We start from the raw sequence: 18,676 nt of genomic DNA, 5'->3' as shown, positions 1-18,676 counted from the left end.
CTGATGGACCTACCGGGCCCACTGGACCTCAGGGACTCATTGGACCTACCGGACCCGTCGGGGCTGATGGACCTACCGGGCCCACTGGACCTCAGGGACTCATTGGACCTACCGGACCTGTCGGAGCTGAAGGACCTACCGGACCCACTGGACCTCAGGGACTCATTGGACCTACCGGACCCGCTGGTGTTGAAGGACCTACCGGACCCACTGGACCTCAGGGACTCATTGGGCCTACCGGACCTACCGGACCCATCGGACCTGACGGAATCCAGGGACCCACCGGACCCACCGGACCTTCTGTCACAAGCAACTCCATGAACGCACAGAATACCACCGGTGCCGCCATCGTTGTTTTACTGGGCGGTACTACTATTCCTCTGCCTAACAACCAAAACCTTGACGGCTTTACCGTCAATGGCGCAAATACCATTTTCACCGTACCAGCTACAGGAACCTATCTGGTGACTTATCAGGTTAACGTCACCGCAGGCCTGCTTATGTCCATGCGCGTGACCCGAAACGGTGCGACAATTCCGGGATCTGTTTTTGCTCCCATAGTTTCCGTTTCCGCTTACACCGCCACAACCATCCTCACCTTGAACGCGGGAGAGCAGCTTTCTCTCCAGTTCTTCGGTCTGGCAGGAACGGCAACACTTCAGGGCGGCGCAGGCGCTACCTTAACGGTAATACGCTTAGCCTGATCCCATTGACATTTCAAAAGGGGCACAGCCAATATGGCTATGCCCCTTTTTACAATTCACCCTTTGACTCCGCCTCCCGTAATGCCTGCAATGATCTTCTCCGATAAGAATATATAAAGGATAAAAGTCGGTAAAAATACAATGATAACAGAAGCAAACATACCCGCCCAGTCTCCCGTATATTTCATGGAATTGATCATGGAGTACAGTCCCACCGCAACGGGACGCACCCTGTCAGAGTTGGCAAAAATCAATGAAATGAAATACTCATTCCATATATTAATAAAATTGAAAATAGTCACCGTAATGATTCCTGACTGAGCCATGGGAAACATAATCAGCCAGAAAGCTTTCATAGGAGGACAGCCGTCAATAGCAGCCGCTTCTTCATAAGCCCTGGAAATATTGGCAAAAAACGTCAGCAGAAAAATGGTAGTATAAGGAACATTGATTCCAACGTAGAGGAATATCAGCACCGCCTTATTGGCCATATAATGATTCAGCACATTCATTCCCGCAATCAGGCTGAACAGCGGAAGCACGATCATGACCACCGGAACGCCCATGGCGGACACAAGGCTGGTCTGGATCATTTTATTGCCCACAAAGTTAAAACGGGACAAAACGTATGCGGCAGGCGCACAGATCAAAACGAGCAATGTACAGGAAATAACCGAATACATCAGAGAGTTGAAGAAAATAGAGGATACATTGGAATTGGTCCACGCCTTGATATAATTATCAAAATGAATCCCCTGAGATAAAATATTACCTGAAAAAATCGCCTTAGTTGTAGAAAAACTGGCAGCCACAACCCAGCCCAGCAATACAATTGTAAACAGAATCCAAATGCTCAGGAGCAGATATCCCGGAAAAAGTCTAAGTTCTTTTTTCCAGTTAACCGACTCCGCAAACTTTCCCTTTTTAGCCATCAGTTTCCCCTCCTTAGAATTCCAGATCATCGTCTTTGATCAGCTTATTGCATATCATGAAGACTGCCACAACACAGATGCTTAAGAGAACACCGATAGACGCACCCAGACCGGCATTCCGTTCCGTCATGCTGTTGCCCGCCCCAAAGATCATCATATACATATAAACCATGGGAGTGATGGTCTGGGTATCCGCCGTAACCGTTGAAAACAGCTGGGACCAGACGAAAAATCCCACGGACGTGACGCTCCACATGGTGATATTGGTCTTAAACACTCCTTTTAAAAGGGGAAATGTGATATAGCGGAACTGGTTCAGCTTATTTGCCCCATCCAGTGTAGCCGCCTCATAGTAATCTTCACCGATCCGCTCAATTCCGCTGGCAAATATCAGCATATGGTATCCCACCATACCAAAGCAGTAAGCGATGAGAAGAGCCATGAACTTATGGTCATTATCAAGCCACTGGACTTTAGCCAAATGCTTCAGCCCCAGGGCAGAAAACACATCCTTTAAGAGTCCGAACTTGGGACTGTACACATACTGAAGCCACATGGTCGCAAGGGCAACTGCGCTGACTACATTAGGAAGATAAATCATAGCCCTGAAAAAGCTTTTAAAGCGTATTCCGCTGGTAATGATGACTGCAAACAAAAGAGCCAGAGACATGACAGCCAATCCGCCTATGAGCCAGATGCGGAACAGATTCCACATGGATATGCGAAATAAGCTGGTTTCAGCCAGCTTCTGGTAATTGGCAAGTCCGGTGAATTGCCACTTTGCCATAGAATCCGTAATTCCCTCGATCTTGAAAAAGCTCATTAAAATTGTCCTGAGAATGGGATAAAGGAACACAAGGACAAACATTAGGACTGCCGGTGTCAGAAATACGGCAATCATGGTCTTATTCTTCTTCACGTTAAAATACCTCCCCGGCTTTCCTTAATTGCATGGTGGCACCGTCAAAACGGTGCCACCATATAGAATCGTATTGATCCGGATTATTTGCCCGCTGCTGCAAGAGCGTCTACGAACTCTGCTGCTGTCATAGAGCCACCGCAAAGCTTCATGAAGTTCTCTTTGATGATAGGGGTCAAATCTGCATTGGCCTCTGCGCCGGCTGCCCATGGATACCGTACACTTAAGCTGTCCATAACAGGTTTTACGCTGGCAAGCTGTGCAGGCCACTCTGTATTTCTGGAATCTGCCGGAATGCCCATGGACAGTTCAGACATCTTCTTGTCAAATTCGCCCTGAGTGATGTATTCAATCAGCTTAAATGCATTTTCGCCGTTCTTGGAATTCTTATTGATTGCAAGAACCTGAGCGCCGTAGTTGGCAGCATTGGTTCCGTCTTTTCCGCCGTCCACTGCCGGATAGCTGAAGCAGCCCCATTTAAAGTCGTCGCCGGCCATATCCTTTACTTCGTTTGGAAGCCAGGAACCGTTTAAGTACATAGCTGCTGTTCCCAGAGCCAGTTCCTGATTCTGTCCTGCAGGCCATACGTTGGAAGCGATTGTCTCTGAAAAATATCCTTTTTGTGCAAAGCTTTCATAAGCCTGGGCTGTCTTAAGAACGGACGGGTCATCCCACTTGCCTTCCTTTACAACAACCTCTGTCTCCGGCTCACCGATCAGTCTGGACATGTGATATCCAAACATGGAAACGATGTAAGCATCGTCACAGGTGATAGGAGTATAGCCTGCATCCTTGATCTTCTGGCATGCTGCGTCCAGTTCTGCCCAGGTCTTTGGCACTGCTGTAACTCCTGCCTCGTCAAAAATAGTCTGGTTATAGAAGAATGCGAATACATTGGGCTGGTAAGGAATGGACTTTAAAGCTCCTCCTCCCACTTCCCGGCAGGCTGACATCAGGCCTGCATTGGCGTTGGCCTCATATCCGGAAGCCTTTGCCATTTCCTCTAAATCCATCAAATACTGTCCCCAGGTCGTGTTTACACGGTCAATATCCTCATCAAATAAGTCAATGTTGGTTCCGGCATCGAGAGCAGGCTGTAAGCCTTCACGGATTCCGGTACGTCCCTTAAACTGAACGTCAACCTTAACTCCTGTGTCTGCTGTAAATTTGTCAACTGCCATCTGAATGGCCTGGCCCTGAGGCTCTGTTGACTCCCACATGGACCAGTAAACAAGCCCTTCTCCGCCGCCTGCGGCTGCGGTTGTTTCCTTTCCTCCGTCAGAGGAAGCTGCTGTAGTCGGTGCGGAAGCCCCTCCGGAACAGCCCGCCAAAAGACTGCCCACCATCACTGCACTCAGCGCAACACCCCAAAAACGTTTTTTCATATTTCTACCTCCCTGTGTTATCCGACTTTCCTGTCAGATGTTCTTGTTAAATCTATATTATTACACTTTTGGGTAAAATGCTTTGTACAAAAGGTCATCCTTTTTTACATTTTAGTTTTTTATCATTTGCTTTTTTCATAATTAGAAGTTAAAATAGAAACGAATCCTATACTATGTGCACAACATCATTTTTATGCATGAAAAAATTGAATTGATAAAACCAGGGGGAAGGTATGAAGTATAAGTATGTAGAATTGACAGAAGAGCTGACCATACACCGGATTGTCAGCATCCATTATTTTGAATATATGAGCGATTTCACCTTTGCAGGGGAATCCCATAACTTTTGGGAACTGCTCTGTGTGGATAAAGGGGAAGTGGATGTGGTTGCCGACCATGAACGGCTGACCCTTCAAAAAGGAGAAGTTATTTTTCATCAGCCAAATGAGTTTCACCGGGTCCTGGCCAACGGGGTCATCGCTCCCAATCTGGTGGTCATCGGGTTTGAATGCCAGTCGCCCCATATGGCTTCTTTTAAGGAAAAGGTCCTGAAAGTTGGGCAGGAGGAGCAGGAGCTTCTGGCCCGGATCATTGCAGAAGCCCGGCTGGGCTTTCACGGAAGGCTTGACAATCCCTATCAGGAGGTTCTGGTGAGAAAAGAAGAGGGGCCATTCGGGGCGGAACAGATGATAAAAATATATTTAGAGCAGTTCCTGATACAGATGTACCGCCGTTCTCTTCCCGCCCGCCAGGCTCTTCCTGTTTATAAGGAGACGCCTTCCGCAGAAGATGTCTATGAAACCATTCTCTATTATTTTGAAAAAAACATCTGTGTTCAGCTCACCATTGACCAGATCAGCCGTGATAATCTAATCAGCACATCCCAGTTGAAAAAGCTTTTCTGCGAAAAGGCAGGAACCGGGGTCATTGAATACTTTAACAGCATGAAAATAGATGCGGCCAAGCAGCTCATCAGGAACCGGCAGCTTAATTTCACCCAGATCGCCAATCATCTGGGATATACTTCGGTTCACTATTTTTCCAGACAGTTCAAGCATTTGACAGGGATGACGCCTTCGGAGTATGCCACATCCATTAAAAAGCTGTCTGATAAAAACTTACTGAGGGAGGCAGAAGCCTGAGGTCGGCTTCTGTCTCCCTCAGGCTTCTTTATTTGTATCCGTTTGGATTGTTAGACTGCCATCTCCAGGAATCTTCGCACATTTCATCAATTCCGCGCTCTGCGATCCAGCCAAGCTCTTCTTTTGCTAAAGACGCGTCGGCATAACACTCTGCAATATCGCCGGGGCGGCGGGGTTTGATGGAGTATGGAATTGGGTTTTTGCATGCCTTTGAAAATGCCTCGATCATCTGAAGGACGCTAAAGCCCTGTCCTGTTCCCAGGTTGTAAACCCGGACCAGAGACTCTGAGGATGTCATCTTTTCAAGGGCCTTTACATGGCCGACAGCCAAGTCCACCACATGAATATAGTCACGGACACCGGTCCCGTCAGGAGTATCGTAATCATCTCCAAATACGCCCACTTCTTTTAACTTGCCCACTGCAACCTGGGTGATATAAGGAGTCAGATTATTGGGGATTCCCGCAGGGTCTTCTCCGATGAGGCCGCTCTTATGAGCTCCTACCGGGTTGAAATAGCGTAGAATGGTCACATTCCACTCAGAATCTGCGGTATGAAGATCTGTAAGGATCTGCTCCAGCATGCTTTTTGTCTGTCCGTAAGGATTGGTGATGACTCCCTTGGGGCACTCCTCTGTAATGGGCACAAATGCCGGGTCTCCGTATACGGTGGCAGAGGAACTGAATATGATGTTTTTCACCTTGTGATCTCTCATGACTTCGCATAAGATCAAGGTTCCGGTGATATTGTTGTGATAATATTCCAGGGGCTTGGAAACAGATTCTCCCACAGCCTTTAATCCTGCAAAATGAATGACAGCGTCAATCCTTTCACTGTCGAATATCTTATTCAGCGCGGCCTTATCCAGAAGGTCTGCCTCATAAAAAGTTACAGTCTTTCCGGTGATAGCTTCCACCCGCTCTAAGGAAACCTTAGAGGAATTACAAAGGTTATCCACCACCACGACCTCATGGCCCTGCTCTAAAAGTTCAATGCATGTGTGGCTGCCGATATATCCGGCGCCTCCGGTTACTAATATTCTCATATAATCTCCTCTCTCCCAGGCATCCTTCATTTCCTTAAGACAAACCCAGGTGCAACATGAATTTCATCAATCAGCCGGCAGGCGGTTAAGCGAACCCGGCTTCTTTATCACATTTAAGAACGATTTCTTCCATCTCTTTCCACTTCTTTTCCATGTCGGCCACAAGCGCAAGCTGGGTTCTGGCCCGGTCCAGATTGTGGTTTTCCCTGCTGATATGGAAGTAAGTATCTCCCTGCAGGAAATCCGTCAAAAAGCGCATACCGCACTCAAAGGTCATCAGCTTTGCTCCCATGGGAAGCATTCTTTTTTCCTCCGGTGTCAGGCTTCCGCGGCATCCTTTCATATACCCTTTCGTATAAATTTCAAACAGGGGAAGGGATAGGGAAACCTTGCTCACATCAGGCTCATCCTCATCTGCCGTATTGGCTCCGAATCGGATGGAATCGCCGAAATCAAAGATGGACAGTCCCGGCATGATGGTATCTAAGTCGACCACGCACAGGGCTTCTCCTGTGGCATTGTCAATCATGATGTTATTGAGCTTGGTGTCGTTGTGGGTAACGCAGAGGGAAAGTCTGCCATCCTTTAGCATATCCATGACAACGGAAGCTTCTTTTTCCCGGTCAAGAATAAACTTTATTTCCTCCTCAACCAGATGGGCACGTCCGCAGACATCGGCCTTTACAGCTTCTTTAAAAGTCTCTAAGCGCACCGGGGTATTATGGAAATTGGGGATGGTCTCCGCCAGCTCATCTGCCGGATATTCTGCCAGCAGCCCCTTAAAACGGCCAAATGCCTTGCCGCTCTGGTAAAAATCCTGAGGATCTCTCACCTTGTCATAGGTGATGGCCCCGTCTATAAAGATATAGCCTCTCCAGTAATTTCCCTCACTGTCCCGGCAATAGCTTTTTCCGTCTTTTGACTTGATCACATTTAAGGTTTCCCGCTCCGGGTCACCGCCCTGAGCTTCAATCCGCTCCCTTAAAAATGAGGTGACTCCTTCAATATTTCCCATAAGAGAAACTGGGTCCTTAAAGACCTCGTGATTGATTCTCTGTAAAATATAGTGTTTTTCCTTTTCTTCTGCCTTACAGATCAGGCGAAAGGTGTCATTAATATGGCCGCTTCCATAGCGTTCCCAGGAAACCGGCTCTCCTTCAAAGGCCAGAAGTCCGATGGCCTCTCTGATCTTTGTGCACTGCGCGTCTCCCATTACCGTCCCTCCCATAACCTTTCCGGATACAGACCGTCATCTTTCAATTTCTTGATGGCATTTACTACCGTGTCTTTATCTTCCTTGTAAGTGACGCCGTACCAGCGGTCCACGCTCTTTAACACGGAAACCTCTGCCTTGTCTTCCTTTAACAGCTCATCCACCACAAATGGAAGGAAGTATTCACACTTCATGGGATTCCTTGGAAGTTCTCTCTCTAAGAATGCGGCAAACCGTTCTTCAAGCTCTTTTAAAATGCTGTCTGTAAAGCCCCACATGTTCATGGATACAATGGTGCCCTCTCCCAGACCGGTCCAGGTCTTTCCGTCGTCTTCCGTATACTCTGCCTGGTCTCCGTGCTTTTCGATTCTGGTCCGCTCGTGGATGTCCACAAGCTTTCCGGCATCGTCTGTGGTGCACACGCCTCTTGCCACATGGCCGTTTTCCGTCAGAGTGTTGTAAAGCTGGTAGCCCACCATAGTGTACTGGTATTTTTCCCCGTCGGAAACGCTGTTTAACTGGTTATATATAGAAGAAAAAGCGCCTTTGCCGTAATAATCATCTGCATTGATCACCGCAAACGGACCGTCTATGATGTCCTTGCAGCATAAGATGGCATGACCTGTTCCCCAGGGCTTTTCCCTTCCTTCTGGAACCTCATATCCTTTAGGAAGCACATCAAGCTCCTGGTACACATATTCCACCTGGACATAATCTGCCAGGCGATATCCGATTTGCTCTTTAAATTCCTTTTCAATGCTCTTTTTAATGATAAAGACAATCTTTTCAAATCCTGCCCGGACTGCATCAAAGACAGAAAAGTCAATGATCTTATTTCCATAAGCATCCACAGGATCGATCTGCTTTAAGCCTCCGTAGCGGCTTCCCATGCCTGCTGCCATAATTACCAGAACCGGCTTCTTGTTCATTGCTGTTACCTCCTGATTTTAACTATCCTCAGTATAGAGAATACAGGCAAAAAGATATTTGCACTATCTATTATTTAATTTGTACTATCGTATTCTTCTTCCCAATTTTACAAAGAATATGATATACTGTCACCGAAAGGAGATTTCCATGGCCTATAAAAGTACTTTACTCCGTTCTTCCGCTGTTATTAAAAAAATCGTGACCATCCACTACTTCGAATACATGAGTGACTTCTCCTTTCCGGGGGAAAGCCATGACTTCTGGGAATTTGTCTGCGTGGATAAAGGAGTCATCGATGTGATGGCAGGGGACAAAAAAATCCCTTTAAAACGGGGAAATATCATCTTCCACAAGCCGGGAGAGTTTCATACCATACTGACCAACGGGACTGTCGCCCCTAATCTGGTGGTGGTGAGCTTTGAATGCAATTCTCCCTTTATGCGGGCATTTGAAGGGGAAGTCCTGTCCGTCCAGGAGACGGAAACGGCCCTGCTGGCCCAGATTATCATAGAAGCGCGGAATGCATTTTCCGGCAGGCTTGATAATCCTTATCAGGAGGAGCTGGTCCGAAGACAGCCTTCTGCGGCCTTTGGGGCGGAGCAGTTGATTGGAAATTACTTAGAGGAGCTGATCATCCACCTTTACCGCAGATATTTTTCAGGCCCGGAGCAGATTTCCACCGGCCGCGTCACAGACAGTTCCAGGCATGGAGACGCCCACAACCGCATTGTCCGCTACATGGAAGAGCACTTGGGAGAACAGCTCACCATTGAAACCATATGCAGGGACAACTTAACGGGACGGTCCCAGCTTCAGAAGATATTCCGTAAAGCCTACGGCTGCGGGGTCATTGATTTCTTTACCCGCATGAAAATAGATGCAGCCAGGGAGCTGATCCGCAGCAATCAGCTTAATTTCACTGAAATTGCGGACCGCTTAGGCTACAACTCCGTCCATTACTTCTCCAGGCAGTTTAAAAAGCTGACCGGGATGACGCCGTCTGAATACGCCGTTTCCATCCGGTCCCTTTCTGAAAAACAGCCGGATGAGCCCTGATTTTTCAAATAGGAAAAGGCAGGAATCTCCCGCCTATCCGACTTTTAATTTAAATTTTTTTGCGTCCTTTTCTGAGTCCACTTTTTCGATCATGGCTCCAAGGCCCTGAAGCTTTTCTTCAAAGCATTCATAGCCTCGCTGTATGTATCCGATTTCATCTACCACCGTATACCCGTCTGCAGCCAGACCGGCAATGACCAGGGCCGCACCGGCACGAAGGTCAGGGGCATTGACGGAAGCTCCGGTCAGGCCTCTGACGCCGTCAATAACGGCTACATTTCCTTCTACTTTCACATTGGCTCCCATGCGGGACAGTTCATCCACATAGCGGAAGCGGTTTTCAAAAATGCTCTCTGTCACCACACTGGTTCCGTTTGCAAGAGCCAGGGTCACAGCCATCTGAGGCTGCATATCCGTAGGAAAGCCAGGGTAGGGCAGGGTTTTGATATCGGTATGCCTTTGAGCAGATTTTCCCACCACCCGGACTGCGTCGTCAAATTCAGCCACTTCACATCCCATCTCCAAAAGCTTGGCGGAAATAGCCTCCAGATGCTTGGGGATGACATTTTTTACCATCACATCGCCTCTGGTGATGGCGGCAGCGCACATAAACGTGCCTGCTTCGATCTGGTCGGGAATGATGGAATACTCGGTTCCATGGAGCCTTCTGACTCCCTTGATCCTGATGGTATCCGTACCGGCTCCCTTAATATTGGCACCCATGCTGTTTAAAAAGTTGGCTACGTCAACGACATGGGGTTCTTTTGCTACGTTTTCCAGAATGGTCTGGCCTTCGGCAAGGGTCGCTGCCATCATGACATTGATGGTGGCTCCTACGCTGACTACATCCAGATAGATATGGCTGGCTACCAGATCAATGGCATGAGCGATCACGGCTCCGCGCTCGATCTTTACGTCAGCGCCGAGGGCACGAAAGCCCTTTAAATGCTGATCAATGGGCCTGCTGCCGATGTTGCAGCCGCCGGGAAGGGGAACCTGGGCGCTCTTATATTTGCCGAGCATGGCTCCGATGAAATAGTAGGAAGCTCTTATTTTGCGGATGTATTCGTCATCCACTGCGACTTCTCTTATGGTCTTTCCGTTGATCCGGACTGTGTGTCTGTCGATCCGTTCCACTTCTGCGCCGATTTCCTCAATGGCTTCTAACAACACATTTATATCTCTCACATCCGGCAGGTTGTCAATCAGGACATCTTCGTCTGTCATGATGGCTGCTGCCAGGATTCCCAAAGCCGCATTTTTGGCTCCTCCGATGGTAACTTCTCCTACCAGGGGGTTGCCGCCTTTCATAATATACTGCTCCATTTCACACCTCTGATCACTCTGTTATCTATTACAATTTTCTTAAGTTTTAATCGTTAGTCTTTAATGATTATAACATATCCTGCGAATTTGTAAAGAGAACGCACTTTCTTATTCCATAAACACACCGCAGACAAAGTCATTTCCAAGGCCTGCAAAGTGAGCAGCAGCGTCATTTAAGCCCATTTTCTGGCTGTCTCCCGTTTGGGGATTGTAAATGGTTACATTGTACTGGTCATAGCCTGAGATCAGCACGTAACCGCCCTGTCCTGTATAGGCGGCTACGGGGCAGCCCCTGCCTATGAAGTACAGAATCTGGCTGAGTGTACAGCCTCTGGCATCCATCAAAAGGATGCCTTCCCCGTAGGACCTGTTTCCGGAAAATCCTTCCAGGCCGTTTACAAACGGGACTGCAGCTTTTAAAGGTTCTTTTATATTGCGGGAAGGCGGACGGTTTACCCGGTTCCACACGACTTCCTGGGTCTGATCCGCCACGACTCCCATTTTTTCATAAGCCAGTTCCAAAGCATCGGTAAAGTCCCGGCTGCTTCCCAGATAATGACCTCCCCCGTAAGCATAAAATCTGCCTTCCTGGGTTCTGTCTCCGGCCTTTAATTCCACAATCCCGGTTGTCTCATAGGACACCTTTTTAGGAACGGTAATTTTCACATCACGGCTGACCGCGTCTTTTTCCAACTGGACAAAGTACAGCTTTCTCCTGTCCTGATCGGCATACCAGCCAATGCCTTCTAACGTTCCGTCGGAAAGCTCCTGGGTGCTGACAATGGTGTCCGGCCTGGAGGGCATATAGGACTGTTCTCCAGTCTTTACCACCTGGGTCAGGTGGATTCGGCCGTCTTCTACAGATACATCTGCAATGTATACATTTTCATGCTCATATTCCTTGACCAGCTTTCCTTCCTGATCCACAATTTCGATCCGGTACATGGGGGCATCTTTTGGCCTGTTATTCTGGACCCACATATCCCCTTCTCTGGTGATTCCGTAAATGAAATCATCTCCCACAAATCCAAGAGGACGGTAAAGGTTCTTTTCTCCCCCGCTGATATCCCGCTTCACGCCCGTATCCAGGTCCATGAAGTGAATGACTCCGGAGCCGTAAAGGCCCCTTCCTTCCTGCCAGGCAAAGTGGCGTTCTGTGCTGCTGACGGCATAGCCTCCTTCTATGAGGGAATCCGCCAGAACCATATATTCATTGCTGTTTAAATCGATTCCGTAAACAGCCTGATCAGCCATCAGATAAAGCATTCCATTGGTGCCCAGGTGGGCGAGCTGGCTGATATCTTCCTTTAACAGCTCAAAGGACAGAGTCACAGGGCTGAAAAAACGTTCCTCAATGGCATTGTTTTCATTTTTATACTGGTACATGGCAATTCCCATGCTTCCCTCATGGATGCCCCGGTTCATGTATCCGTAGACCAGAAAATCCACATCTCCGCTGTCGCTGACCGACAGGACTTTGATGTCATGCTGGTCATAGCTGCTGCGAAGTCCGTCATCTTCCCCGCTGCGGAAGGAAAACACCTTGATTCCATGTCCGCTGTTCTGGTCAAAAGTCCACAGATCCCGGTTCACCACGTAAGCCAGACTGGTGCCTGACGGGCTTTTTTCCATCCGCATCTGATCATTGCCTGCTATGCCCAGCATGATCCTCTTTCCGGAAAACAGCTCCTTCTGGCCGGAAAACACCTGATTGGTGTTTCGTTCAAAGTCCATGAGGTAAATACGGCGGCTATCCCACTTCATAGTGAAATTGTCCTCTGCTTCATAGAGCTCCGAAGTTCCATCCTCTAAGGCTCTGGATACATTATATTTTAACTGCACCGTACACATGATGCCGTTTAAGTCTTTTAAGGTGGCTCTGATCTCCCCTTCAGGCTTCATATCAAGCCCCGCCCAGGTGAGCTGGGAGAAGCTGGAGCGGATGGACACATATCCCAGAGAGCTGTTGTCCTCGGAAGTGCTGGTTTCCAGATATGTGGTCAGTTCCCTGGCCTGTTCATAGTCAAAGGTTCTGGTGGTGAAGTCCAGGGCAAAGTCGATCATTTCCTTTGCATTGGCGTTGTCGGTCCACATGATCCGGCTGTAATAAAACAGCTTTCCCTTGTCAGAGGTATTCAGCGTCAGAATGAGAAGGTATTCCTTATCCTTTTTTAAAAGATTCTGGATGGGGAGTCTGGCGCGGATTTCACCCTCTTCCTGTTTCCACTCAGCTAAGGAGGTACGCTCCACCAGACGGCTTAAATCCAGGCTCCTGACCTCGTATTCGATGCCCTGAAGGCTGCTGCCGTAATCGGATACGTTAATGTCCATGGAGCCATCCTCTGAAAGCACAGCAAGGGCCTCCCTGGAAACGGCCTGCTTCATATCCTGAGTATAGCCGTGAAGAAGGTTCATCTTTCTTCCGAACATTTCTGTATATACTACCGGAAGAGACGCCTCCTCCATGGAGGTGTATACCATGGCATCGCTCTTCTCTTCGCTTTTTTGTTCCCACATAAAATAAACTGCGATTGCCGCAATAAAAACCGCAGATAATATTCCCACTTTTTTCATCATTCGATTCATACCGGATTTCCTCTGTTTTCACACTTTTTCTTCTTTATTCTATACAATAATGGGCAAAACTACAATGAAAATTTTCTTAAACATTCGTTAATGCCCAATATGGCGGGTTATGTATTTTCCAATGAAAAAGCAGCCACCCAGGATTGGATGGCTGCCGTTTTCCGTAATTGTTCTGTTCTCACCTGCATCGTCCCGTACGGCACCGCCTGCGGTGCATCTCATTGAGAAGAAGCACAGAGATAATGCCGCTGAGCCAGCCGTCGTTCTGAGGCGGCCATGGGCCTGGAGGCGGTCCCCAGGGAGGCGGACCTCCGTGAGGCGGTCTCGGTCCTGGCGGCGGGCCCCAGGGCGGCGGACCTCCATGAGGCGGTCTCGGTCCTGGCGGCGGGCCCCAGGGAGGCGGACCTCCGTGAGGCGGTCTCGGTCCCGGCGGCGGGCCCCAGGGCGGCGGACCTCCGTGAGGCGGTCTCGGCTGGGGTGGTCTGGGCTGAGGCGGTCTGGGCTGGGGTGGACGGCCCCCGTAAGGCGGGCGCGGGCCGGGAGACGGGCTGCCCTGAGACGGCCTGTATCCGGAAGGCCCCCAGGAGGAAGACTGCTGCTGAGTCAGAAGTTCATTTTCTGCCTTAGCCGCTTCATATGCCTCATCCAACTCCCAATCATCAGGAGCCGGCTTTTTCTCCATGGCTGCCTGAATCATATTTTCAGCTTCCGTTACAGTCTCATCTGTCAGGATGGCGTCTTCATGTATCTGTCTGCATATGGAATCACATACCTGGTTGATTAAAACACGGTCAGGAAATTCATCGTACATGGGGCTGTTTTTGTAATCCAGATGGTCGCAGGCAGAAATTACATATTCCTGCAGGCGTTTTATGTGTCCCGGATACATTCCCTGCAAATATTCCAGGTCCGCTGCAATGACGTCTTCTTTTTCTTTGGGATTCGCTGCAGCGCTTCTGTCACCGTAAAGCATGTATGGCTCCAGCTTGCGGAACCTGTCACCATAAGTATAATCGTTGTTACCTGGCACCGTTCTCATCACTCCCTGCTTCTGCTTATACACAACTATTTTATGCAGGGGAGGGGGGAAAGTGCAGGTCTTTCTTTCATTTTTCCTTAAGGGAACAATTTTTCCGGATACAGACCTTCGGCCACCAGCCTTCGGATGGCGGCGGTTACAGCCGGCTTATCTTCCCGGTAGGTAACGCCAAACCACTTATCTTTTGTTTCCAGAACTTTAACCTGCGCTCTCTGGGAGTGGACCTGCTGGTCAATGATCCGGGGAAGGAGGTATTCTGCCTTTAAATCCCCTTCCTTTACGCTGTCTAAAAATTCCGGGAATCCCCGCTCCAGCTCTTTTAGAAAGGCCGGGGACAAGCCCCACATGTTCATGGACACGTTCTGGGTCAGGGGGATTGCCACTTCATTTCCGGCATCATCACGCCCAATCGCCATATCTCCCTCTTTTTTAAGCTCATAAGTTTCTGTCACATTTTTTAATATTCCGGACTCATCCACCCAGCACACTCCGCGGGTGACTCCGCCGTTTTCGCTTAAGGTATTTCCCAGGATAAAGCCTCCCATACAGATATCGTAAGGCCTGGCTGCAAGGTCCATGTCATTTACCAGATATTCATGAAGCTTCACAAAGCCTTCTTTTCCGTAATAATCATCTGCGTTGATGACGAGAAACGGCTCATGAATCACATCTTTGGCACTGAGGATTGCCTGGCCTGTTCCCCAGGGTTTTGTCCGCTCAGCCGGTTTTTCATAACCTTCAGGAAGATCATCGAGCTCCTGATAGGCGTACTCCACTCTGGCGATCTTTTCAATTCTCTTTCCTATGATTTCCTTAAAGTCCTGCTCTAAGTCTCTTCTGATAATGAACACAATCTTATCAAATCCTGCTGCCAGGGCGTCATAAATGGAGTAATCCATGATGATCTCACCGCTTGGCCCTACGGCCTCCAACTGCTTGATCCCTCCGCCAAATCTGCTGCCGATTCCCGCTGCCATAATCACTAATGATGTTTCCCGCATAGCACCTTTCTCCCTGTCTGTTTTATCTGCCTTATAGGATAGCTTATGAAATGATCGGGCTATCCGGTAATAGTAACGCGTTTTGTATCAGTATAACACAAATATTGCGTTTAATCCATAGACAGTCCGGTTTCTGTCTGCAGCCGCCGTCTGCCCTCAATCTTTCAGTATTATAATGGAAAGGCCATGACTCTTTTCTTTTCCCGGCTCCAGTGTCTGCACATGGTTTTTATTGGTGAATTCGTCATCTTCCGTAGCATAAACGGCTGAACCGTTCCAGGGCTCCACGCATACAAAAGGCGGATTTGCAGGATAAGGGGTCCAGAATGCTATGGTTTCAAAGCCTGGGAAGGAAACTTCCACTCCCCGGCCTGTATTCCGATTCACAAGGGAAACCTTTCTGGATTCCAGCTCATCAAAATAGAAGGCGTCTTCCTTAAACAACTCATAATTTAACGGAAGAACCCGGCTCTCCTCAAGCCGCAGGGTTCTGTTATCCGGATTAAACTCCAGATGCTCCTTCTCATAGGCCATGCTGGATATGGTTTCTTCTTTTTCAAATACCAGATCATAATCTTCAAATACAGCTCCCTCTTCCATGGGGCAGTTAAAGCCGGGGTGAGCGCCCAGACAGTAGTGCATGGTACGGTCATCGGCATTCACGATCCGGTACTCCATTAACAGTTCCCCGTCCCGAAGACAGTAGGAAAGGCTTAATTGAAAGGAGTATGGATACATCTTTTTCGTATCCTGCGTATCCCTGATTTCAAATACTGCCGAATGCTCTGTTTGTTCTGTAACGGCAAAATCCATTTCCTTGCAAAAGCCATGCTTGGGAATCTCCCATACCTGTCCCTCGATGCGCACCTGATTATTCCGGCAGTTTCCCACAATGGGAAAGAGAAGAGGAGAGCAGTTTTTCCAAAATCCAGGGTCCCTCTGCCAGATGTATTCCGTTCCTGCCTGATCCTTTAATGAAATGAGCTGGGCTCCCATGGAGTCGATGACAGCCGTTGTTTTTGAATCCTTTATTGTAACCAGCATATTAAAATTCCTCCGTCTTTTAAATTCCTCGTGAAAAAAGGCAAACTCATTTACAAAAACAAGTCTGCCTTTTTCATATTAATAGTGAAAATCAAAGTCTATGATCAAAACTCATTAATCATTTTTCTCTTTTTTGAGACTGTCAATCAGATCATTGGCCTTTTCAGCCAGCTTTTCCTTCACTTCTTTTCCTAATTCCTCTGTTTTTTCCTTCACTTCACCGGCGGTCTTCTGCAGTTTTCCTTTTAACTCCAGTTCCTCCGATTCCACTGCTTTTCCGATACTTTCCTTGATGCCGCCAATTACCTGATCGGCCTTGTTTTTCATAGAATCATTCATTTATAAAACCTCCTTTGTTATGTTTATGAGGTGGGATGAACATTTCCTGTTTCACAAAGTCATTATACCAGACAACAGAGAATTTGTACAGAAATATTTAAAATTCATTTAAAAAAACTGAAAAAAGGACTCGAACCTCTTTTACAAGGCTCAAATCCTCTTCTCTTCCTTTATTTTGTAAGCGAAAGCCTTATAAGGGCCCTCTTAAGGGCTGCTTCCGCCCTGACAATATCGATCTCACTCTGCCCCTTTAAGCGGCGTTCCGCGCGGGCCTTAGCTTCCTCCGCACGGTTTGAGTCAATTTCATCAGGCCATTCCACCACTTCTGCCATGATCACAATGCTTTCCGGCAAAATCTCGATAAAGCCGGACATCAGGGCAGCTTCCTTCACCTCGCCCTCCTCATGAATCTTAAGGATTCCCGGAGCGACAATGGCGGTCATAGGAATGTGGTTCTTATAGACACCGATGTTGCCTTCCGTAGTGGTCAGCTCCACCATGGAGGCCTCTCCCTGGTAGAACTTCCGCTCCGGAGTGATGATCTGCAGTTTAAATAAATCAGCCATATTCCCACCCCCTATTTTTTCACACGGGCAAGAACATCCTCAATACTGCCTGCATTTAAGAAATAACTTTCCGGTATGTCGTCATGCTTTCCTTCCAGAATCTCCTTAAAGCCCTGAATGGTATCCGTCAGAGGCACATAACGTCCCTCCAGACCGGTAAACTGGCCTGCAACGAAGAAAGGCTGAGACAAGAATCTCTGAATCTTTCTCGCACGGGCTACAGTCACCTTATCCTCCTCAGAAAGCTCGTCCATACCCAGCATGGCGATGATATCCTGAAGTTCTTTATACTTCTGAAGCACTTCCTGAACCCCGCGGGCAACACGGTAGTGTTCCTCGCCTACGATGAGGGGATCCAGAATTCTTGACGTGGAGCCAAGGGGATCAACCGCCGGATAAATTCCCAGCTCCACAATGGAACGGTCAAGAACCGTCGTGGCATCCAGGTGGGCAAAGGTGTTGGCCGGAGCCGGGTCTGTTAAGTCATCGGCAGGCACGTAAACCGCCTGAACCGAGGTGATGGAACCGTTCTTTGTGGAAGTGATTCTCTCCTGAAGAGCGCCCATCTCGGTCTGCAAGGTAGGCTGGTAGCCTACTGCGGAAGGCATACGGCCAAGAAGAGCCGAAACCTCGGAACCTGCCTGGGTGAAACGGAAGATGTTGTCAATGAACAGCAGCACATCCTTTCCGCCCTGGTCTCTGAAATACTCCGCCATGGTCAGTCCGGTAAGGCCCACTCTCATACGGGCGCCCGGCGGTTCGTTCATCTGTCCGAACACCATGGTGGTTTTATTGATAACGCCTGATTCCTGCATCTCGTGATAGAGGTCATTTCCCTCACGGGTGCGCTCGCCAACGCCGGTGAATACGGAATATCCGCCGTGCTCTGTGGCGATGTTACGGATCAGCTCCTGGATTAATACGGTTTTACCTACTCCTGCACCGCCGAAAAGGCCGATCTTGCCGCCCTTCTGGTATGGGCAGAGAAGGTCAACGACCTTGATTCCGGTTTCCAGAATATCTGTTTCCGTGGACTGCTCCTCAAAGCTGGGAGCCGGTCTGTGAATCGGAAGATATTCCTTTACTTCCGGAGCAGGTCTTTTATCGATTGGATCACCCAGAACGTTAAAAATACGTCCCAGAGTTTCTTCTCCAACCGGTACGGTGATGGGAGCGCCTGTCGCTGCAGCCTCCATACCACGCACCAGTCCGTCGGTACTGCCCATGGCGATACATCTTACGGTATCATCGCCAAGGTGCTGGGATACCTCTACAACCAGTTTGCTGCCATCCCTTGCGGTGATATCAATGGCCTCATTGATATCCGGCAGCTTGCCCTGGCTGAACTTGATATCCAGTACGGCACCGATGATCTGGGTGATCTTACCAATATTTTGTTCTGCCATCTTGTTTCTCCTTTTTAGTTAAATGAAATTCAATTTGCCCGAC

The 18,676-nt window shown here is 48.5% G+C and carries 17 protein-coding genes; 3 read left to right on the top strand and 14 right to left on the bottom strand.

Features of this window, described 5'->3' with window-relative positions; translation table 11 throughout:
- Positions 1-704 (top strand): BclA C-terminal domain-containing protein (locus QM657_RS15470; RefSeq protein ID WP_415067601.1); only part of this gene is annotated, 704 nt, incomplete at its 5' end.
- Between the two features lie 56 nt (positions 705-760).
- Here QM657_RS15470 and QM657_RS15465 read toward each other — a convergent pair.
- The 3 genes from QM657_RS15465 to QM657_RS15455 all read right to left on the bottom strand — a co-directional run bounded on the left by QM657_RS15465 (position 761) and on the right by QM657_RS15455 (position 3,940).
- On the bottom strand, positions 761-1,636 hold the full coding sequence (locus QM657_RS15465; RefSeq protein ID WP_415067600.1) for a carbohydrate ABC transporter permease: 876 nt from the start codon (positions 1,634-1,636) through the stop codon (positions 761-763).
- A gap of 13 nt (positions 1,637-1,649) precedes the next feature.
- Positions 1,650-2,555: a carbohydrate ABC transporter permease gene (locus tag QM657_RS15460; RefSeq protein ID WP_415067599.1), complete on the bottom strand. Its 906-nt coding sequence runs from the start codon at positions 2,553-2,555 to the stop codon at positions 1,650-1,652.
- 83 nt (positions 2,556-2,638) lie between these two features.
- Positions 2,639-3,940 (bottom strand): ABC transporter substrate-binding protein, encoded by a 1,302-nt coding sequence (locus tag QM657_RS15455; protein WP_415067598.1) that lies wholly within the window; start codon positions 3,938-3,940, stop codon positions 2,639-2,641.
- A 233-nt stretch (positions 3,941-4,173) separates the two neighbouring features.
- On the opposite strand from QM657_RS15455, the gene QM657_RS15450 reads away from it, so the two are divergent.
- Positions 4,174-5,082 carry an AraC family transcriptional regulator gene (locus tag QM657_RS15450; protein WP_415067597.1) on the top strand — a complete coding sequence of 303 codons (909 nt, stop codon included), beginning with the start codon at positions 4,174-4,176 and terminating at the stop codon, positions 5,080-5,082.
- Between the two features lie 28 nt (positions 5,083-5,110).
- Here QM657_RS15450 and galE read toward each other — a convergent pair whose 3' ends face one another.
- From galE to QM657_RS15435, 3 genes are all read right to left on the bottom strand, one after another.
- Positions 5,111-6,127: a UDP-glucose 4-epimerase GalE gene (gene galE / locus QM657_RS15445; RefSeq protein WP_415067596.1), complete on the bottom strand. Its 1,017-nt coding sequence runs from the start codon at positions 6,125-6,127 to the stop codon at positions 5,111-5,113.
- Positions 6,128-6,212: 85 nt separating this feature from the next.
- Entirely contained in the window at positions 6,213-7,340 is a 1,128-nt protein-coding gene (locus QM657_RS15440) for a phosphotransferase enzyme family protein (RefSeq protein WP_415067595.1), read from the bottom strand.
- Entirely contained in the window at positions 7,340-8,269 is a 930-nt protein-coding gene (locus QM657_RS15435) for a sugar phosphate nucleotidyltransferase (protein WP_415067594.1), read from the bottom strand. Before QM657_RS15435 ends, QM657_RS15440 begins: the two co-directional genes overlap by 1 nt.
- Positions 8,270-8,417: 148 nt before the next feature.
- Here QM657_RS15435 and QM657_RS15430 point away from each other — a divergent pair, with 148 nt between their 5' ends.
- Complete coding sequence (locus QM657_RS15430; protein ID WP_415067593.1) at positions 8,418-9,326, top strand: helix-turn-helix domain-containing protein; 909 nt, start codon at positions 8,418-8,420, stop codon at positions 9,324-9,326.
- 33 nt (positions 9,327-9,359) lie between these two features.
- Here the strand turns inward: QM657_RS15430 and QM657_RS15425 are convergent, their stop codons facing one another.
- From QM657_RS15425 to atpD, 8 genes are all read right to left on the bottom strand, one after another.
- Positions 9,360-10,652 carry a UDP-N-acetylglucosamine 1-carboxyvinyltransferase gene (locus tag QM657_RS15425; RefSeq protein ID WP_415067592.1) on the bottom strand — a complete coding sequence of 431 codons (1,293 nt, stop codon included), beginning with the start codon at positions 10,650-10,652 and terminating at the stop codon, positions 9,360-9,362.
- Positions 10,653-10,760: 108 nt separating this feature from the next.
- On the bottom strand, positions 10,761-13,238 hold the full coding sequence (locus QM657_RS15420; RefSeq protein WP_415067591.1) for a hypothetical protein: 2,478 nt from the start codon (positions 13,236-13,238) through the stop codon (positions 10,761-10,763).
- 178 nt (positions 13,239-13,416) lie between these two features.
- On the bottom strand, positions 13,417-14,277 hold the full coding sequence (locus QM657_RS15415; protein ID WP_415067590.1) for a hypothetical protein: 861 nt from the start codon (positions 14,275-14,277) through the stop codon (positions 13,417-13,419).
- 77 nt (positions 14,278-14,354) lie between these two features.
- Entirely contained in the window at positions 14,355-15,278 is a 924-nt protein-coding gene (locus QM657_RS15410; RefSeq protein ID WP_415067589.1) for a nucleotidyltransferase family protein, read from the bottom strand.
- Positions 15,279-15,434: 156 nt separating this feature from the next.
- Positions 15,435-16,322, bottom strand: a complete 888-nt coding sequence (locus QM657_RS15405; protein ID WP_415067588.1) for an aldose 1-epimerase family protein — start codon at positions 16,320-16,322, stop codon at positions 15,435-15,437.
- 114 nt (positions 16,323-16,436) lie between these two features.
- A complete protein-coding gene (locus tag QM657_RS15400; protein ID WP_415067587.1) occupies positions 16,437-16,661 on the bottom strand; it encodes a CsbD family protein in 225 nt (74 codons plus the stop codon).
- Between the two features lie 170 nt (positions 16,662-16,831).
- Entirely contained in the window at positions 16,832-17,227 is a 396-nt protein-coding gene (atpC, locus tag QM657_RS15395; protein ID WP_415067586.1) for an ATP synthase F1 subunit epsilon, read from the bottom strand.
- Between the two features lie 11 nt (positions 17,228-17,238).
- Positions 17,239-18,633, bottom strand: coding sequence for a F0F1 ATP synthase subunit beta (atpD, locus tag QM657_RS15390; protein ID WP_415067585.1), 1,395 nt, complete (start codon positions 18,631-18,633; stop codon positions 17,239-17,241).
- Positions 18,634-18,676: the final 43 nt, after the last annotated feature.

The sequence above is a fragment of the Lacrimispora sp. genome, from assembly GCF_047605665.1.
Lineage (GTDB): Bacteria > Bacillota > Clostridia > Lachnospirales > Lachnospiraceae > Lacrimispora.
This window is presented reverse-complemented; position numbering and strand designations above follow the sequence as displayed.

What these genes read in the sequence shown, in the direction of transcription:
- QM657_RS15465 (WP_415067600.1), bottom strand. Translation starts at nt 1,636, where the DNA reads ATGGCTAAAAAGGGAAAGTTTGCGGAGTCGGTTAACTGGAAAAAAGAA.
- QM657_RS15455 (WP_415067598.1), bottom strand. Translation starts at nt 3,940, where the DNA reads ATGAAAAAACGTTTTTGGGGTGTTGCGCTGAGTGCAGTGATGGTGGGC.
- QM657_RS15450 (WP_415067597.1), top strand. Translation starts at nt 4,174, where the DNA reads ATGAAGTATAAGTATGTAGAATTGACAGAAGAGCTGACCATACACCGG.
- galE (WP_415067596.1), bottom strand. Translation starts at nt 6,127, where the DNA reads ATGAGAATATTAGTAACCGGAGGCGCCGGATATATCGGCAGCCACACA.
- QM657_RS15440 (WP_415067595.1), bottom strand. Translation starts at nt 7,340, where the DNA reads ATGGGAGACGCGCAGTGCACAAAGATCAGAGAGGCCATCGGACTTCTG.
- QM657_RS15435 (WP_415067594.1), bottom strand. Translation starts at nt 8,269, where the DNA reads ATGAACAAGAAGCCGGTTCTGGTAATTATGGCAGCAGGCATGGGAAGC.
- QM657_RS15430 (WP_415067593.1), top strand. Translation starts at nt 8,418, where the DNA reads ATGGCCTATAAAAGTACTTTACTCCGTTCTTCCGCTGTTATTAAAAAA.
- QM657_RS15425 (WP_415067592.1), bottom strand. Translation starts at nt 10,652, where the DNA reads ATGGAGCAGTATATTATGAAAGGCGGCAACCCCCTGGTAGGAGAAGTT.
- QM657_RS15420 (WP_415067591.1), bottom strand. Translation starts at nt 13,238, where the DNA reads ATGAATCGAATGATGAAAAAAGTGGGAATATTATCTGCGGTTTTTATT.
- QM657_RS15415 (WP_415067590.1), bottom strand. Translation starts at nt 14,277, where the DNA reads ATGAGAACGGTGCCAGGTAACAACGATTATACTTATGGTGACAGGTTC.
- QM657_RS15410 (WP_415067589.1), bottom strand. Translation starts at nt 15,278, where the DNA reads ATGCGGGAAACATCATTAGTGATTATGGCAGCGGGAATCGGCAGCAGA.
- QM657_RS15405 (WP_415067588.1), bottom strand. Translation starts at nt 16,322, where the DNA reads ATGCTGGTTACAATAAAGGATTCAAAAACAACGGCTGTCATCGACTCC.
- QM657_RS15400 (WP_415067587.1), bottom strand. Translation starts at nt 16,661, where the DNA reads ATGAATGATTCTATGAAAAACAAGGCCGATCAGGTAATTGGCGGCATC.
- atpC (WP_415067586.1), bottom strand. Translation starts at nt 17,227, where the DNA reads ATGGCTGATTTATTTAAACTGCAGATCATCACTCCGGAGCGGAAGTTC.
- atpD (WP_415067585.1), bottom strand. Translation starts at nt 18,633, where the DNA reads ATGGCAGAACAAAATATTGGTAAGATCACCCAGATCATCGGTGCCGTA.